Origin of the sequence: Vreelandella venusta, assembly GCF_015689495.1 — a bacterium.
GTDB lineage: Bacteria > Pseudomonadota > Gammaproteobacteria > Pseudomonadales > Halomonadaceae > Vreelandella > Vreelandella venusta.
In genome coordinates this window covers 882,306-900,186 of the sequence record NZ_CP065135.1, presented here as the reverse complement: position 1 = coordinate 900,186, position 17,881 = coordinate 882,306, and the positions used below count along the sequence as shown (strand labels likewise).

Genomic DNA, 17,881 nt, shown 5'->3' with positions numbered 1-17,881 from the left:
TTAAAAACTCAGCTCCACACCACCATAAACACTGCGTCCTGGGGCTGGCTCATAAAAGCGGCCAAACGTGCCGTTTATGCGCACATTGGCATAGTGTTTTTCATCAAGCAGATTGCGCAGACCAAGATAAGCGCTTAGTCGCGTATCTTCACTTAACTGCCAACCATCGCCTACCCTGAGGTTGAGCAGCCAATAGCTATCCACCTCCGTCGCATTGGCGTTATCCGCCACTAAATCACCGATGTATTCGGTTTCCAACGTGGCGAAACGCTGATCAATGTTTTCCCAAGTCAATTGAGTGACCCACGTCTGCTCTGGCAACCCGGGAATCCGGTTACCATCAAAACGTTCGCTAGGTGTTGCAAACTTGTCGAATTCATAACGCGCGAGGGTTAAAGCGCTATCCAAACGCCACTGGTCGGAAAGCTGCCAGCCCAGCGCCAGCTCTAGGCCATCGCGATTTGTGTCGCCTGCATTTTGATAGAAGGTACGCCCACCCTCATCATACGGCACCAGTTCATCGCGAACCCGGACCGAAAATAGGGCGAGATCGTAATCCATCGCCAACGGCTCAATGTAGCCACGCAGGCCTATCTCGCGATTCCATGCTTTTTGCGGTTCAACCGCGGGATTAAAACCACCACCAGCCGGGTTGGCAAATTCAGAAAACGTAGGCGTCTCAAACGCGGTGCCGGTATTAATATACGCTTGATGCTGCGGACGATAGCGATAGCTTAGCCCCGCCGAGCCACTCCACTCGTTAAAGGTACGCTTTCCGCTTTGATCTCCGTCATCAATAAATCTATCGTCGACGTCTAGCGCCACCCGATCAAATCGCGCGCCCAACGAGAGCGAGAGCTGTTCCGAGAGCGCCAAATCCCCTTGGGCAAACACCCCCGCGGACGTGGCCGTTTGGGTTTCATCCGCTAACGACTCGCCGACAGCCCCTTGAGCATCGACATCGTTACGAAAACGCTCATCTTCTTGGCGCGCCACATCCACCCCAACGATATAACTCAGCGGCAAGCTCCCTAACGCCACTTCATGATGATATTCAGCGCTTGCGCCCATATAGTCACGCTGATAGCCCAAACGACTACTGCCCACAAATGGTAGCTGCTGTTCAAAATCACGCTGAGCAATAAAGCCTTTAAGATACAGTTCGCCATCACCCGCCGCTAAGTCCTCGTATTGCAGACCCAACAGCTGCTGGTCGACGTTTTGCCCAGCATCTAGCGCCAGCGAATTGGGCGCGGCCTGATCGCGCCCAGCGGCAACTTCACGGGCATTGAGTGCACCGGGATCTTCTGAACGGGGGTTCTCCAGCAGATTAATAATCGCGGTAACCGCCCGCTCACTGCCGAGTTCTCGGCGTAACTTCGCATTCAGCAAATACTTCTCGGTTGAGCTTTGTTCGCGATAGCCATCAACGCTAAGCGCCGTCAGGCTGACATGGTGTGACCAATCGCCCTGAACACCGCCATTTTGCAGCGCCACTTTTTGATAGCCATCACTACCTGCGCCCATCCGCAGCCGTGTACCGGGGCTATCACGCCCATCGGCAGTGGTCACATCAATGACTCCGCCAGCCGCATTACCGTAAAGCACTGAAGACGGCCCGCGAATCACCTCAATACGCTCGGCACTATCTAAATCAATGGCGTCCAACTGCGCCTGGCCATCTGGAAGTGTGTAAGGAATGCCATCCACCATAACGGTAATCCCACGCACACCAAATGGAGCACGCGCGCCAAAGCCGCGAATAGCGATTCGCTGCCCTTGGGCGAAGTTATCGCGGTTTTGTAAAAACACCCCTGGTACTCGATTAAGCGCTTCATCCAACCTCACCCGCTGCCGACCTTGAGCAAGATCTTCGTGCGCCAAGGTCGACACTGCTGCAGGCGTAGCATATAGCTCGCGGGCTAGCCGCGGAGCGCTCACTTCTACCGTAGGCAGTACCGCCTCCCCACTACTGGGTACCTGTGCCCACACAGGGCTGGCCAGAACAACGCTCGCGAGCAGCAGAGATGACGGTAGATAGTGACTCATGGCGTTCCTTATTCAGCTGTAGTCGATGGGCTTTCACAGCCCTAATTTCTCGAAGATCTAATTTTTTGAAAATCTGAGCTATTGAAAATCCAAGTTCTTGAAAACCTAAGCTCTTGAAAACCTAAGTTCTTGAATACGCCTACCTAAGCAAGTGAACGATAGCCCAAATACAAGGTCTTACCTAGGTCGCGCTGATTCGCAAAACCTAGTCATTGCGACTACGTTACGCTCAGTCGCTGAACCGCACTGTTGCTAAAAGACCAGCATTAGCAGTCAGCGCTAAAACTGTTATTGATATCTACCTTCTAGAAACCCACACTATTAACCTGTTCGTTATTAACCAACAAACTGTGTAAGCAAAGGAGGCTGCATGGCGTTTACCGCAACTGACCCGATCAAGATGATCTTTGCCATTCTTCTACCCCCACTAGGGGTGTTTTTTGAGGTCGGTTTCAAAGGACATTTCTGGCTAAATATCATTCTCACGCTATTTGGCTTTATTCCAGGCATCATTCACGCCTTCTATGTCATATTGAAACACTAGGCACATTGATGCATTTTTATGCACCGATTTAACAAACGCCGCCTTGTCGAGCACAAGGCGGCGTTTGTCTTTATTGATCATACCTGGCTTACCGAGCCTTGCCAGTCGATTAAAACCGAGCCCTTCAAAACCTGGCCCTGACGTTATGCGTGCAAGCGGCGATGCAAAGCATGGACTTGCTCGTCCAGCCCAGGCACTGGGCCATCAACAGTCAACCCAGGCACCACCTCATTAATCGATAGCGGAGCGACAGGCGGTGGCGCTACGCCCAATTCAGCCAGCCATGCTCCCAGCTGCTCAGCAGAACTGACGTAAACGATACGGCCTAATCCTACCCATCCATGAGCTGCTGCACACATTGGGCAGTGCTCTCCTGAGGTATAGACGGTCGCTTTCGAGCGCTCTTCAGGCGTCATATGATTCGCTGCCCAGCGAGCCAGCGAAAACTCTGGATGCTGAGTAGAATCTCCACCGGCAATGCGATTTCGATCCTCGGCTAATACCTGACCTTCAGCATTGACCAGCACACTACCAAATGGCTCATCCCCTGCATTTAAAGCTTCCTCTGCTAAAGCCACAGCGCGCTTTAGGTATGCCAATTCATGTTCGGCAATCATTGGATTCTCCTCGATTTGATAACGTGCCTGACCAACAGGGTTGTCATTTCAAAAGTGCTTCGCCAAAGATAGCATTTTTAATATTGCAGGTCTGACCCACCGCAAAGCACCCACGCACCTGAGCAATGGGATGAAAAAAACCGCCGTACTGGCACCATCCCCCAGAAAATATTCATAAAAAGGCTTTGACCCGAAGAAAAAATCATGTACTGTAACGTCAGTTGGTTAGCAAGCAGCATGGTTTCAGAAGTGTACGATCTATTTCGGCAGCCTGATATTGTATTCCTTGTTTCACCCACTACTATTCATCTGGGTAATACCAGGAACTTTATTACAGCGCATTAGCGCGAAAGGATCTACATCATGGCAACTGGCACAGTTAAATGGTTTAACGACACTAAAGGTTTTGGTTTCATCGCTCCTTCTGACGGCGGCGACGACCTTTTTGCTCACTTCTCTGAAATTCAGTCTGACGGTTTCAAAACCCTTCAAGAAGGTGCTAGCGTTTCTTTTGACGTTACCCAGGGTAAAAAAGGCCTTCAGGCTTCTAACATCAAGCAAACGTCCTAAACCTTAACGGTTTAAGAGTTTGCTCGAACCTTAACCGGTTCGGATAACAAGGCCCGCTTATGCGGGCCTTGTTGCGTTTGCGTATTGAACATGAAAGACAAAATGAAAGGCAGTTAGCATAAAGATTCAGAAAGAGAGTATGCTCGGATTAGCCCCCTATTTACGCTCATACACCATTAGTTTGGCATCTACCGTCAGGGTAAGCTCATCAAGTGCCGCCGCACGTGCCCGCCCCTCCTGGCTGGCACGGTAAAGATGGGGCGTCATGGCTAATAGATCACCAATTAATGCCTGCTCTTCCAGCGCTATTTGATAGTTAAGTGACTCTGTGTACAACAGAGTAAAGCCCTCAGGCACCTCCCGCTCATTTATCGTGTCTGGCTTAAGCGTGGGATAAATCACCTCCCTCAGCTCACGCAGGTGCCCCACCCCAGCCTCAACCTGTACCAATAGGCCACCTGGCTTTAATACCCGCGCAAATTCGTGATGCACTGGAAAGCCAAACATACACAGTACACTGTCAAGCGTCTCCGCTTGAACTGGCAAGTGCGCATTGCTCCCGACGACCCAACGACAAAGCGGAAATGTTTTATCATCTTGTCTAGCCGCCGACAGGACTGCCCACTTGGAAATATCTAACCCCAGCAGTGAAAGTGACTGCGCATTGGATGCAGTACAGGCTAGCTCACGCAAGTAATAGCCTTCACCGCAGCCAGCATCCAGGCAACCAAATAGTGAGCCGGCGGATTGCGCATCAGCATGGCTTAACAGATGCTTACTTACCGCCTGAGCAATGGGCTGGTAGTAACCAGCTTCAAGAAAACGCTGCCTTGCAGCCACCATCAGCTTACTGTCACCAGGGTCAGCGGAACGCTTTTGCTGTACCGGAAGCAGGTTAACATAACCTTGCTTAGCGACATCGAAGCTATGCCCCGCAGAGCAGCACCAGGTACGGCCTGCCAAATGAAGCGGCTCGCCATCTAACGGACAGGCTAATAATTGAAAAGGAGCGCTACTCATAACAAAGTGAACTCATAAAACATATTCCTATAAAACGTTGGTTTATAAACTTTTCTTTTGCCTATACGACCTGCGGGCGACATCTTTAAACAGCGTGGACTGCCACTGACGAACAGCTAGTACCGAGGTGGTGCCAAAGCGCTGATGAATGGGCAGCCCACTTTCGCGTTCACACAGGGCGTGAAACTCTTTTGCTAGCCGCTGCATCGTTTGTTGCCACTCAGTATTACCCGCATGAGATAGCAAGCCATTCAGCACAATGAGCTTTTCACTGTCGCTATCGAAACGAGACTGAAAAAACTCTGTGGCAATATATTGCTGGAAAAAGCGCTGAATAGGGCCGCCAGGCCGCCAGCGAAAATTCGCGGCCACACGCCGCCGAATTCGATTACCCGGCAATAGGTCAATCAGCTTTAGTCGTTCTAGCGCCAGCAGTTGCTGAGTGCATTGCGCCTCGCTGAGCTGGTACTGGTGATGAATTTCATCAAACCGATAGCCGTTAATCACACACACAGCGACCAAAAACAGCTCACGATCATCGACAATGCTCTGCTCTTGCGCCTGGGTCAGCTCTTGCAAACGGTGCTCTTCCTCTTGCATGGCTTGCACCAACTCAGCAAATTCCAGGTTAAGCTGGTCGCAAATACGCTCTAGCCGCTCTAAGGTAATGTGCTGCTCAGCGAATAGCCGTTTGACCGAAGCCTCGCTTAACCCAAGCCATAACGCCACATCAGCGTAAGTTTTCCCTTGGGAGCGCAGCTGGCGTTTTAAGGTATCAATAAGCGCGCTTGTCTGAGACACATCACCTCCAGACGCATAAAGTAGCGTATAACGATACCTTAAAGCCCAAATAACTCAACTTTAACTACCAGAGTTGCAACATTAACCCCATTTACCGAAAGTGCTCTAACTTCTGGTTTATAAGGCGTCATTTCATGCAACCTTTACTACGCATCACGGGTGTTTGGCCCTACCTGATTGCCATTTTCTTGAATGCCTTTGTGGATTTAGGGCATAAAATCGTCATTCAAAACACGATTTTTAAAAGCTACGACGGCGAAATCCAGGTGGTACTGACGGCATTGGTCAATGGGCTTATTCTATTGCCGTTTATTTTGCTGTTTAGCCCAGCAGGCCATGTGGCGGATAGCTATCCCAAAGTCCGCATTCTGCGGGTTTCAGCCTGGGCCGCTGTCGCTATTTCACTGGGCATCACCGCCGCTTATTACCAAGGTTGGTTTTGGCTGGCATTTGCCATGACGCTAGTACTGGCAGTTCAATCAGCCTTTTACTCTCCCGCAAAGTATGGCTTGGTGAAAGGGCTATTTGGCAAACCTCGCTTGGCTGAAGCTAACGGGCTTATCCAGGCCGTCACCATTGGTGCCATTTTGGCAGGCACCGTGGCCTTTACTGCGCTGTTTGAAAGCTGGATCTTACCCAGCGCCCAAACACCCGGCGAGCTATTGCGCAGCATTGCGCCGCTGGGTTGGCTACTGGTATTGAACAGCGCTATACAAGTGATAGCGCTTTATCGCTTGAAACTGGATACCGCTCAGCCTTCCACACCCCCGCTCACTTGGCAGCGCTATATCAAAGGCAGTGCACTTAAAGACAACCTGAGCATTTTGGGACGCCAACCGATACTGCGGCTGTCGATTATCGGTCTTGCCACTTTCTGGTCGGTGGGCCAGGTGCTGCTCGCTGCGTTCCCCGCCTATGCCAAAGATGCACTCAGCATTGATAACACCTTAGTCCTGCAAGGTATTCTTGCCGCTAGCGGCATTGGGATTGCGTTAGGATCATTGCTTGCCAGCAAGCTGTCTCGCAATCGCATTGAAACCGGCTTGATTCCTTTGGGCGCTGTTGGTGTTGCGGTGGGTCTGTGGTGCCTGCCACTGTTCACTACCCCCATCAGCCAAGCGCTGAACTTTGTATTTATTGGCATGATGGGCGGAGTATTCATTGTACCGCTCAATGCACTGATTCAATTTCATGCGGCAGACCATGAACTAGGTACCGTGCTAGCTGCTAACAACTGGATTCAGAATCTGTCTATGCTGGGTTTCTTAGTGCTTACCGCACTATTTGCCCTGGCAGGTGTGGATAGCCATTACCTGTTGCTACTCGTGGCTACTGTCGCCATGGTGGGTGGTGGTTACACCATTTTCAAACTGCCGCAAAGCTTAGTACGCTTTCTACTCAGTTTCCTGCTGACCCGCCGTTACCGTGTTGATGTTCATGGGTTAGAGCACCTGCCTGCCCAAGGCGGCGTGCTGCTGCTTGGCAATCATATCAGCTGGGTAGACTGGGCAATGGTGCAAATCGCCTGCCCTCGCCCCGTGCGTTTTGTCATGTTGAAGGATATTTATCAGCGTTGGTATTTACGCTGGTTTTTTAAAGCGCTGGGCTGTATTCCTATCGAACGGGGCGCAGGAGCCGATAACGCTTTAGCAGCGGTTGCCGAACAGCTGAATAACGGTGAAGTGGTATGCCTATTCCCTGAAGGCGCGATCAGCCGCAACGGCCAGCTAGGCGAGCTGCGCCGAGGCTATGAACGCGCCTGTAAGCTGGCGAACCCAGAGGTACGTATTGTGCCGTTTTACCTGCGCGGGCTGTGGGGTAGCCAGTTTTCCCGCTCATCCAGCAAACTCAAAGAGCTGCGTAACGCGCCTCTCCATCGCTCAGTCGTCGTTGCGTTTGGCAAGCCGCTGCCTAAAGACACCCCGGCCGACGTGCTCAAACGGCGCATCTTCGAACAAGCAACCAACTCGTGGCAACATGCTATCGATGAACTGCCCTCGCTGCCCGACGCCTGGATTCGTAGCGTGAAGCGTAACCTTGCTGCACAAGCACTCACTGATTCCCTTAGCCGCCCGCTGACGGCAGGCCAAGCACTTACCGCCAGTCTGCTTATTGCAAAGCGCATCCACACGCTAACCCCTGAGCAAAACGTGGGCCTACTGCTACCCAATAGCAGCGCGGGAGCACTGGCCAATATGGCAACACTTCTGGCTGGAAAAACGCTGGTTAACCTCAACTATCATCTTAACAACAGACCCAATGGCACCGCGAAAGAGGACGTGTTGTCTGCGGCACTCACCCAAGCCGACATCAATACAGTGCTGACCTCGCGCCACTTCGTCGAAAAACTTCAGCAACAAGGGCTAAGCGTTAACTCACAGCTGGCAAATACCCAGACGATTTACCTGGAAGACCTACAAGCCAATATCCGACGTCATGAACGCATCAGCACTTGGCTTGCCGTTCGCCTGCTACCTGCATGGCTGCTTCAGCGCCTTTACTGCCGCAGTAGAGATGCCAATGCCACCGCTGCCATTGTGTTTCCAAGCACAAGCGAAGGACAGTCCAAAGGCGTCATGTTGAGCCACCGCAACCTGATGGCAAATATTAAGCAGACCTCCGATGTGCTTAATACCCAATATGACGATGTGGTGATCGGCTCGCTGCCTCTGTTTCATGCCTTTGGGCTCACCGTTACCCAACTACTGCCACTTATCGAAGGCCTGCCACTGGTCTGCCACGCGGACTCCAACGACACTGCTGGCATTGCCTGCGCCGTCGCCAAGCACAAAGCCACCCTGATGTTCGGCACATCAGACTTTCTACAGCACCTAAACCACAGCCCCAACGTGCACCCACCCATGCTAGAAAGCCTACGGGCAGTCGTTGTCAGTGCCGAAAACTTGGATGAGCAGGTATGCAGCGACTTCGTCCTAAAATTCCATAAGCCCATTTATAAAGGCTATGGGGCAACCGAGACCGCCCCCGTGGCCTCGGTTAACCTGCCGGACTCACTGGGCGCTCATTACCAAACCATACAGAAAGGTAGTAAAGCAGGTACCGTTGGCATGCCGCTTCCCGGCACCAGCTTTAAGATCGTTGAGCCGGAAAGCTTTGCGGAACAGCCTACCGGGGAAGCAGGCATGATTTTGATCAGCGGCCCCCAGGTGATGCAGGGCTACTTAAACGACCCGAAGCGCACAGCCGCCGCCATTAAAGAACTCGATGGCCAACGCTGGTTTGTCACCGGCGATAAAGGGTTTATCGATGAAGATGGCTTTTTAACCCTAATTGGCCGTTGGGCTTAAACGCTGGCCAACACGAGGTAGCCATTGCTGCCGACAGGATAAAGCGTTTAGCTAGCCAAGCTTAGTATTCAGGCTTGGCTAGCTGAGTTACGTATTAGCGGTTGGCCTAAAAGGGCCATCCTTGCAGCCACAGCTTTTAGCTAACGAGACGACTTTCTGATTGGAGAGAATAACATTTCGCAATGGATAAAGTCTGGTATCGGCTCACCCGCAAGCTATCTCCCCTTCTCGCACCAAAAAAGAGATAACCCCTAAAGGCGTGCACTAATCTGGAATTTACACCTGCGCTTGTGATTCTTAAAACACTTACAAACTTAAACTAAATAATAAAAAACAATGGATTATAAAATCTGGCACGGTACATGCATGTGTCTGCATGTACCGTATATTGGCTAGATAATTAGAGCCCTGCAGATTAATCCTTAAATTCAAAACACTGTTTTTAAGACATTGCTCTTAAGACATTATTCTTAATACATTGCTCTTAATGCTATGCATAGGATGAAACTGCAAAGCTGAATGGACTCTAGTTACCTGCCTATGACTTCATAGAGAGGTAGCAATGTCATTCAACCCAGAAGGTGTTACCCGTCGGTCTTTTTTGGGCATGGTGGGCGCAGTCGCCGGGGCGGCGGCAATGTATTCTGCAATGAGCACAATGGGTTTTGCTTCACCGTCTAACTGGCGGGGTCGACTAAACCTACAGGGAGCCCCTGACAATACCAACATTTTAATTTTAGGCGCTGGGTTAGCGGGCATGACAGCAGCCTTTGAGTTGCGTAATGCAGGCTACAACGTAAAAATTCTCGAGTATCGCGATAAGGCCGGAGGCCGTTGCTGGACATTGCGCGGAGGCGACAGCTATACCGAGTTAGGTGGATTTACCCAGCATATCGATTTTGCCGAAGGAAATTACTTAAACCCTGGCCCTTGGCGAATCCCGTCAGATCATTTTGCTGTATTGGATTACTGCAAGCGCTTCGGGGTTAAACTGGAGCCTTTCATTCAGGTAAATTACAACGCCTACCTACATGACTCAGAGGCCTTTGATGGTAAACCTCAACGCTTTAAGGAGGTGGCCACTGATTTCAGAGGACACGTCGCAGAGTTACTTGCCAAAGTAGTTGATCAAAAGGGGTTAGATGAAGCGGTTAGTGCTGAAGATGCAGAAAAACTCATTGCCGCACTCAAACGCTATGGGGCACTAAACGACAATTTAGATTATGTAACAGGGAATGAGTCTTCCACTTTCCGTGGTTGGGCGCACCCTGAAGGTGGCGGCGTTGATGGGAAACCTGAGCCATCTCAAGTGAACGCCCTTTCTGACATACTGAACTCAACGCTTTGGCGCAATCTAACGACAGGCGATAACTTGCATATGCAGTCCACCATCTTCCAACCAGTGGGTGGGATGGACATGGTTGCTAAAGGGTTTGAAGAGCAAGTTGGCGAGCTAATCACTTATAACGCTAAAGTTACCCGAATTAGCCACGAAGGTAATCGCGTAACAGCCTCTTGGGTCTCCGCCGAGAGCGGCAGTAATGAACAAACAGAAACCGCCGACTATTGCATCTGCACCATTCCTTTTTCGGTACTCAGCCAGATTGATCATGACTTCTCACCACGTATGAGCAAGATCATTGATTCCATGCCCTACGCATCAGCCTTCAAAGCGGGCATTGAGTTTAAGCGACGCTTTTGGGAAGAGGATGAGCATATCTACGGCGGTATTAGCTATACCAATCTGCCTATTACGCTAATTTCTTACCCGCCCTACAACATGTTTAGCGATGGCCCGGGCGTGCTTTTAGCTGCTTACCCATGGGGTGCTTACGCCTATCAATTTAATGCCCTCTCTCCCGAAGACCGAATCGCCAAGGTCATGGAATACGGATCGCAGATTCACCCTCAATATTACGATGAGTTCAAAACCGGCGCTTCAGTGGCATGGCATCGTGTTCCATGGACACTGGGCTGTTATGGGCTATGGCAAGATCGTGAAGCGGACTACCAAGACGCCACCGTAATGGACGGGCGAACGTTAATGGCAGGCGAGCATATTTCGTATCTTCCGGCCTGGATGGAAGGGGCCGTACTCTCCGCTCTAGATGCCGTCGAACGCCTACACACCACTATTACAGAGGCTTAAGGAGTTCGCGATATGAAAACACTATTCACTTCAATGGCTACACTCTTACTCTCTATGCCACTCATGGCCCAGGAGACTTCCATTGATACGAGCAACTGGTTCGATGACCCTTCCATGCTGACACAAACTGACGGAGCATCCATCTATGCAGGTGTTTGTGCTGGTTGTCACATGCCCAGTGGGCAAGGTGCCAAAGGGGCAGGAGAATACCCAGCGCTTGCTAACAATCCCAACTTAATGACGGCTGCCTACCCAATCAGCTTGGTTATCCACGGCCATAAAGCTATGCCCGCTTTAGGTGGCTTATTGGAAGATGAACAAGTTGCTTCGGTAGTGAACTTTATCCGCACCAATTTTGGCAATAACTACACTGACAACCAAGCTAGTGCAGAACAGATTGCGAGTATGCGCTAACTTTTTTTCACTCAACCATAAGCAATTCAAAAGGAATTAAATGATGAGTTTTAGAAGCGCTATTATCGGGCTAACGTTGCTCTCCGCCTATGCTGGCAATGCACTAGCGGAAGACATTATTCGCCACCCTATTCCCAATTCTGATTTTCCTATCCTACAAGCGGTTGAGATACCCTCCAGCAGTACGACGGTTTATCTTAGTGGCACCGTTCCTAGTGTGATCAATGAAGATGCCGATCCAAATAGTGCCGAAGCGTTTGGAACCACCGAAGAGCAAACAGTGACGGTAATGAACCGTATTAAAGCGCACTTAGAAAGCCTAGGTTTAGGGGTAGGCGATATTGTAAAAATGCAGGCGTTTCTTGTCGCGCCAGAGGGCAAGACAGTTGATTTCCAGGGCTTTATGGCAGGCTACACGCAATTCTTCGGTACCGAAGAACAACCTAACCTACCCGTTCGCTCTGCCATGGTCGTCGATGCACTGGTCAATCCCGGCTGGCTAGTAGAAATTGAAGTTACCGCCGTTCGACCGTAGCCTACAGGATCGAAAAGAAAGCAAAACAGTCGATTACATAAAAGTAGTCGGCTGTTTTAACAGCAAGCTGTTAGCAGGCCAGTTTTTAAAACTTAATCAAATTCCCCGAGAAAAAATCTAGCAACAACAGGTAGTGAATATTCTGCCCAGCGCTGCTGGGTATATGATCTTCACCATCATAGTAGTAAACCGCAGGCTTACGGCCATGCCCGCGTAGACGTTTTTCCAATCGCCTAGTCATCTCAACCGACCACATGCGGTCTTCCGTGCCATGGGAAAGCAGTAGCGGCCCAGGGTAGCGCTCAATTTCAATCGGCGTAGTCGGCAGTAAACCTTCATGACTATCAAGCCATGTCCAGGCGCGCTTACTGACATCCCAGGCTTGCCAACCGGGATCACCCGCATCACGAAAACCACGCGCGTCAAAGGCACCGCAAATGACATCTGGGGCACTATGTACAGCGATAGCATCAGGCGCGCCTTTTAGCTCATCCCTGGCCATCAGTGAGCCAAGCAACAACGCATGCTCGGCACCGCGTGAAACGCCATAAAGCCCAACGCGCCCTTCGACGTATTGAAAATCTCTGAGCGCCCTTAGCGCCTCCATACTACGCTCAAGCGGGTAATCGATTATATGCCCTGCATTCCACATATTACCGCCGCTTGAATAACCATAGGGGAAAGCCAAGAAACCATGTGCTGCGAACAAAACAGCATCTCGGTGACTCCAGCCTGCCCACCCGCCTTCAGAGCCATGTAGCAACATGATCGCAGGAAAAGGGCCATCGCCTGCCGGGCCATAGGTAACACCCCAATCGGGAAGAAAACGCTGCACTACCTGTAATTGTGATTTCATCATGTCCATTTCCTAACGTCCTTGTGTTTCTTTCCGCTAGCGGGATCGTTAAAACGAGCAGTCAGCTGAAACCAGTATTCAGCCGTTTGATCAACGGGTGCCTCTATAGTTATTGCTACCCCTTCCGTTTGCCTTAAATATGATTTTTTCCTTCTTTAGCAGTCGCTGGAAATAACGCTTCCATAGCGTTTAAACATTATGGATCATTAGGATTTACCAGCCGACGCCAAGGATCTTGCTATGCACCAACCTATCGCTGTTTTCGACGCGGGTATTGGTAGCTATGCCATTGTTGCGGAGATACACAAACGCCTTCCCAAACAGGATATTTTATATTTTGCTGACCGGGCGAGCTTTCCTTATGGCAGCAAAGGGCGTGATGAATTACTCACAGTCATGCATCGCACGCTGCGCTTTCTAGAGAGCTACACGCCATCCGCCATTGTCATCGCCTCGAACGCTCCTTCTATTATGGTGCTGGACGATATTCGTCAAAGCACATTGGTCCCCTTGTTCGGCGTCTACCCACCTATCGAAGAAGCGCTTGCCGCATCGGTTACAGGCAAGATTGGCATTATGGGTGTGCATTCTCTCATCGAAAGTTCACCTCTGAAGCAATTTATCGCTCACCATACGCCTAATCCGGGTAACGTCAGCCTGATCAATGCTTCCCCCATGGTGGAGCTTGTCGAAAATGGTGCCTTCATATTCGCCCCGGAGACAACTCAGCAAGCGGTCTCTGCTTTTATAGACGACGTTTTCCAACGGCATCCTGATATCGATACTCTGACGCTTTCAAGTACCCATCTACCTTGGTTGCGTACTTTCTTCGAATCGGCGAGACCAAACTGCCGCTTCCTCGACCCCGCCGAAGCGATTGTCGCTGGGCTAGGCAACGGCACACAAGGCACGGGACAAATTCGTGGCCTAGTGACAGAAAGTGATGCCTATAACGTAGAAACCTTTCAACGTATGTTGCAGCAGTTCGGCGTAGATATTCCGTTAGAGGTAGTCTCGCTACCATAACGTATGGCCTGCTGGCATTTCAGCGTAAACAAGATGAAATACCAACAAGCTGATACGTCAGGCAGCGGCACTTGCCGCTGCTTGGTTGCCCTCTATTCAGACGGTTTATCCGCAGAATGGTCTGTTCCCTGCGAACGCTTGCCTTGCCCTTCTCCGCGTGCAATATCTTCATGGCTGATAACCATGACTTCTCTTGGCCACCACTCAGGATGGTTATCACGGATAAAGGCCAGCATTTTTTCACGAATGTTCATCTCGGCCGTCCAGCCCGCCATAGGATCGGATGTCATTAAATAGCAAGTGACCGTTTGCGCGTAGGCCGTTTGTTTGGTCACGTAACAAAGCAACTTATGGTGCTCAATGACATTATCTTCTTCCTGGGCATAGGCTAAAAACATCTCCCTCACTTGAGAAATATCAGCGCTTAAATGCAGCGTCAGTTCTAAGAAACGGTACATTTTAGTGCTCTTCACCGAGAGGTTTTCAAACGGCTTAGACGTAAAGTAGGTAACCGGCACGATGACACGTCGTTCATCCCAGGAGCGCAGTCGAATAAAGGTATAAAAAATGCCCTCAACATAGCACCATTGCCCTTCGAAGATGACCAAGTCACCAATTCGTATAGGCTTGGCAAGCGACAGCTGAAAAGAAGAGAGGATATTGCCTAACACCGCTTGGCCGGCAATACCTACCAGTACGGCCAGCACACTAGCCGACGCCAACAGCGATAAACCTAAAGACTCAAACAGCTGGATCTGCCCCAGCACATAAACCGACACACCAATGACGGTGATTAAGATAATCACGCGACGCAAAGCATACAGCGAGGTTAACAGACGTCTCTTGTCTTTAGGCTTGGTATCGTCAATTTCCCCGACTAAGCGCCGGGTCATGCGCAGCATGATCGTGTCGATCAAGCGTAGTGCAATGGTACCAGCCCCCCAGGCCATAATTGAGATCAACAATACGCGGAACGTCGTCGTCACAATGGCGGAAAACGATACAACGTAGTCCAGCAACATCTGCGTTACCAGCGACATAACAATCATCGCCATGGGCACGCCAATTTGATCGGCGAAAATAGTAGACACGCCTGAAGGCAGAATACGTGCCACTAACCCAACAACGTAGTAAGTCACCATGCCTACCGTTCCGATGGCGATTAAAAAAACTGGGATCGCTAACCATTCCCAAATTTTTAGTATGCCAAACGATGCCTTCAACCGTTCTGGAATATAGCTTTCTAGCATTGAAGGCCCATACTCTTCATAGAGAGCTGGAATAGACGACACGCTCTCTGGCATTACTAGCCAAACAGGATCCTCTTCGTTGATTCGATAACGCCCTATGCGAACATCATAAGCCTGTCCTTCTACTTTTAATGCTGCCAGCTCTATATTTCGCCGTGGCGACCCCGCTAAGGGGTTCTGACCAGAAGTATCTTCAATCGCTGCGTCTTGGCGAGCAGGCAGATTCGAAGCATTTAGCCACTCGCCACGCTTTAGTACCTCCGCTAACTGCCTCGCAAGCTCAGCTCCTCTCGCCTGCTGTTCGCTTGAATCAATGCCGTTTAGATTAAGCAAATGCGCGGCTGAGGCGTAATTTCCACTTTCGGTGAAGTTTAAAAAGCTACGGACCGCTTCTCGTGGAGACATCCGCTTAGCCTCTTCCGGCACCTCTCCCAGCCCTGCGTTAAGCGAATCAATAGCGAACCACCGCTCATTTTCACTCTCATCTCCTTGAGTTTGCGCTGTGCTAACGCTGGAAAACACCAAAGTGACAACCAGCACAAACCACATAAGCCACGAGCTGCTTTTTTTCATAACAACCTTGTCATTAAAAGTAAGTGAGCTAAATAACCACTAACTGGCAACACAATCGCCAGTCCTGCGCTGAATACAGTGCATCCATGCCAGTGGTTGAGCAAAGTACAGACGACGTTCTTCAATCAATCAAGCATCTAGTGTTCCAACACTGCAACACTGAGTCTCAGACGCACTATCTATTACTGGCATCACTTAACACGTACCCTTCTTAACCAGCAACGTACTCTTTAAGGAGAAACGATGAAAAAGTTAGTAGCTGTTACTAGCGCGCCACGCCCTCACTGGGTGGGTGACGGTTTCCCGGCGCGTTCGCTGTTCTCCTATGGCCCACGCTCCGAGCAGTTGAGCCCCTTTTTGCTACTGGACTATTCCGGGCCTGCCGATTTTACTCCCACCACACGGCCACGTGGTGTCGGGCAACACCCGCATCGCGGGTTTGAAACCGTCACGATTGTCTACCAAGGCGAAGTGGCGCACCGTGACTCAACGGGCAAAGGCGGTGTGATTGGCCCAGGTGACGTGCAATGGATGACGGCGGGTGCGGGTATCCTACACGATGAGTTTCATTCGCCCGCGTTTACAGAGCAAGGCGGCACGCTTGAGATGGTGCAGCTGTGGGTAAACTTACCTGCCAAAGACAAAATGGCTACACCAGGCTATCAGGCAATTTTTAATGCCCAGATTCCTGTCGTGGAATTGCCAGAGCAAGCGGGTAGCGTTCGCTTAATTGCAGGTGACTATGTCGATGGCAACCAGGATACCCACGTGGGACCTGCACAGACGTTCTCTCCGATGAATGTCTGGGATGTGCGGCTAAACGGTGGTCAGACAACCACGCTGACGCAGCCGGATGGATGGACAACCCTGCTGGTCGTGCTAAAAGGGACGGTTCAAATCAATGGCGAAGAGGTACTGCGTGAAGCACAAGTGGCCGAGCTTTCTAGAGAAGGTGATGCGCTGACGCTTGAAGCCAACAACGACGCAACTCTGTTGCTGCTAAGTGGCGAGCCGCTCAATGAGCCAGTGGTCGGTCATGGGCCGTTTGTGATGAATAGCGAACGTGACATCATTGAAGCGATAGAAGACTTTAACAACGGTCGCTTTGGCCATATGCCAAACTAGTTAAGTGGATACTATTTAAATAGCGACTAGGCTGGCTGGCTTAAACAGCCAGCCATTTTGCTACCAATTAATTACGCTGCTGGCCTGGAAAAGGAATGAATTCTTCATCGTCCCCCGGCGGCAATTTAAATCGCCCATGCTCGAAGTCACCTTCCATCCACGCCTGCTTAGCAGCCGCTAACTTTTCCCGGGAAGACGCAACGAAGTTCCAGGAGATATAGCGTGGCCCATTGAGCGTTTCGCCACCGAGCAGCATTAGCCGAGCTCCGCTTTCGCCCGCAGTTACGGTAATGGGGTCACCCGGGCGGAAAACCATCATTTGTCCCGCATCAAAGATATCCCCTGCAATGCTAACGCTACCCGACGTTACATAGAGTCCACGATCTTCGTGGCCATCTGGCAAAGGAAGCTTAGCGCCTGGCTGGAGAACTGCATCCGCATAAAACATCTCCGAAAAAGTCTGCACAGGCGCCTGTTCACCCCATGCCGTACCCAGAATCAAGCGAACCTCTTTACCCTCACCTTTAAGCAGCGGCAATGTCTCCTGCCCATGGTGCGCAAAGCTGGCGGGTTTATCTTCGTATGCTTCAGGCAATGCCACCCACGTCTGAATACCAAACAGAGAGTGCTTATTTTGACGTGTCGCGGGGCTAGTACGTTCAGAATGGGTCACGCCATTACCCGCAACCATCCAATTAACCGCCCCAGGATGAATCATCTGATTCGTCCCCAGACTGTCACGATGCTGGAACTCTCCCTGGTACAAGTAAGTGACCGTAGCAAGTCCAATATGGGGATGAGGACGAACATCGATACCATCCTCTCTAAGAAATTCAGCGGGCCCCATCTGATCGAAAAAAATAAACGGCCCCACCATCTGGCGCTTGGGCGCAGGAAGCGCACGCCGTACTTCAAAGCCACCCAGGTCGTGCGCACGAGGTACGATCAGTGTCTCAATATCGTGTAGGTTGCCTGCGGAAGGACATTTAGGCTCAATATCGGGCATCCAGCTCATAGGAGTTTCTCCAGAAGTGAGAGGCAGGA

The 17,881-nt window shown here is 50.8% G+C and carries 15 protein-coding genes; 8 read left to right on the top strand and 7 right to left on the bottom strand.

Annotated features, from left to right (window positions below; genetic code table 11):
• Nucleotides 1-2,049, bottom strand: coding sequence for a TonB-dependent receptor family protein (locus tag IR195_RS04300; RefSeq protein ID WP_206048839.1), 2,049 nt, complete (start codon nt 2,047-2,049; stop codon nt 1-3).
• 370 nt (nt 2,050-2,419) lie between these two features.
• Between IR195_RS04300 and IR195_RS04295 the strand changes: the two genes are divergently transcribed.
• On the top strand, nt 2,420-2,593 hold the full coding sequence (locus IR195_RS04295) for a YqaE/Pmp3 family membrane protein (RefSeq protein WP_038481890.1): 174 nt from the start codon (nt 2,420-2,422) through the stop codon (nt 2,591-2,593).
• 143 nt (nt 2,594-2,736) lie between these two features.
• Here IR195_RS04295 and IR195_RS04290 read toward each other — a convergent pair whose 3' ends face one another.
• Nucleotides 2,737-3,210 carry a nucleoside deaminase gene (locus IR195_RS04290; RefSeq protein WP_206048838.1) on the bottom strand — a complete coding sequence of 158 codons (474 nt, stop codon included), beginning with the start codon at nt 3,208-3,210 and terminating at the stop codon, nt 2,737-2,739.
• Between the two features lie 363 nt (nt 3,211-3,573).
• Here IR195_RS04290 and IR195_RS04285 point away from each other — a divergent pair, with 363 nt between their 5' ends.
• A complete protein-coding gene (locus IR195_RS04285) occupies nt 3,574-3,780 on the top strand; it encodes a cold-shock protein (RefSeq protein WP_125745955.1) in 207 nt (68 codons plus the stop codon).
• A gap of 156 nt (nt 3,781-3,936) precedes the next feature.
• Here IR195_RS04285 and IR195_RS04280 read toward each other — a convergent pair whose 3' ends face one another.
• Together IR195_RS04280 and IR195_RS04275 are read right to left on the bottom strand one after the other, a co-directional pair.
• Nucleotides 3,937-4,800 (bottom strand): putative RNA methyltransferase, encoded by an 864-nt coding sequence (locus tag IR195_RS04280; protein ID WP_206048837.1) that lies wholly within the window; start codon nt 4,798-4,800, stop codon nt 3,937-3,939.
• A 42-nt stretch (nt 4,801-4,842) separates the two neighbouring features.
• Nucleotides 4,843-5,601, bottom strand: coding sequence for a helix-turn-helix domain-containing protein (locus IR195_RS04275; RefSeq protein WP_206048836.1), 759 nt, complete (start codon nt 5,599-5,601; stop codon nt 4,843-4,845).
• Nucleotides 5,602-5,735: 134 nt separating this feature from the next.
• Between IR195_RS04275 and IR195_RS04270 the strand changes: the two genes are divergently transcribed.
• The 4 genes from IR195_RS04270 to IR195_RS04255 all read left to right on the top strand — a co-directional run bounded on the left by IR195_RS04270 (nt 5,736) and on the right by IR195_RS04255 (nt 12,007).
• Nucleotides 5,736-8,909: an acyl-[ACP]--phospholipid O-acyltransferase gene (locus IR195_RS04270; RefSeq protein WP_206048835.1), complete on the top strand. Its 3,174-nt coding sequence runs from the start codon at nt 5,736-5,738 to the stop codon at nt 8,907-8,909.
• A gap of 562 nt (nt 8,910-9,471) precedes the next feature.
• Entirely contained in the window at nt 9,472-11,058 is a 1,587-nt protein-coding gene (locus IR195_RS04265; RefSeq protein ID WP_206048834.1) for a flavin monoamine oxidase family protein, read from the top strand.
• Nucleotides 11,059-11,070: 12 nt separating this feature from the next.
• The gene (locus tag IR195_RS04260) at nt 11,071-11,472 is read left to right on the top strand and encodes a c-type cytochrome (RefSeq protein WP_206048833.1); all 402 of its coding nucleotides are present in this window, start codon (nt 11,071-11,073) and stop codon (nt 11,470-11,472) included.
• 43 nt (nt 11,473-11,515) lie between these two features.
• Nucleotides 11,516-12,007, top strand: a complete 492-nt coding sequence (locus IR195_RS04255; protein WP_206048832.1) for a RidA family protein — start codon at nt 11,516-11,518, stop codon at nt 12,005-12,007.
• Between the two features lie 85 nt (nt 12,008-12,092).
• Here the strand turns inward: IR195_RS04255 and IR195_RS04250 are convergent, their stop codons facing one another.
• Nucleotides 12,093-12,866, bottom strand: a complete 774-nt coding sequence (locus tag IR195_RS04250; protein ID WP_241006795.1) for an alpha/beta hydrolase family protein — start codon at nt 12,864-12,866, stop codon at nt 12,093-12,095.
• A gap of 237 nt (nt 12,867-13,103) precedes the next feature.
• Here IR195_RS04250 and IR195_RS04245 point away from each other — a divergent pair, with 237 nt between their 5' ends.
• A complete protein-coding gene (locus IR195_RS04245; RefSeq protein WP_206048831.1) occupies nt 13,104-13,889 on the top strand; it encodes a glutamate racemase in 786 nt (261 codons plus the stop codon).
• 92 nt (nt 13,890-13,981) lie between these two features.
• Here IR195_RS04245 and IR195_RS04240 read toward each other — a convergent pair whose 3' ends face one another.
• A complete protein-coding gene (locus IR195_RS04240) occupies nt 13,982-15,712 on the bottom strand; it encodes a mechanosensitive ion channel family protein (protein WP_146944626.1) in 1,731 nt (576 codons plus the stop codon).
• Between the two features lie 243 nt (nt 15,713-15,955).
• Here IR195_RS04240 and IR195_RS04235 point away from each other — a divergent pair, with 243 nt between their 5' ends.
• Nucleotides 15,956-16,837, top strand: a complete 882-nt coding sequence (locus tag IR195_RS04235) for a pirin family protein (protein ID WP_206048830.1) — start codon at nt 15,956-15,958, stop codon at nt 16,835-16,837.
• Between the two features lie 67 nt (nt 16,838-16,904).
• On the opposite strand, the gene IR195_RS04230 is transcribed toward IR195_RS04235, so the two are convergent.
• Nucleotides 16,905-17,852, bottom strand: coding sequence for a pirin family protein (locus IR195_RS04230; protein WP_146944623.1), 948 nt, complete (start codon nt 17,850-17,852; stop codon nt 16,905-16,907).
• Nucleotides 17,853-17,881: the final 29 nt, after the last annotated feature.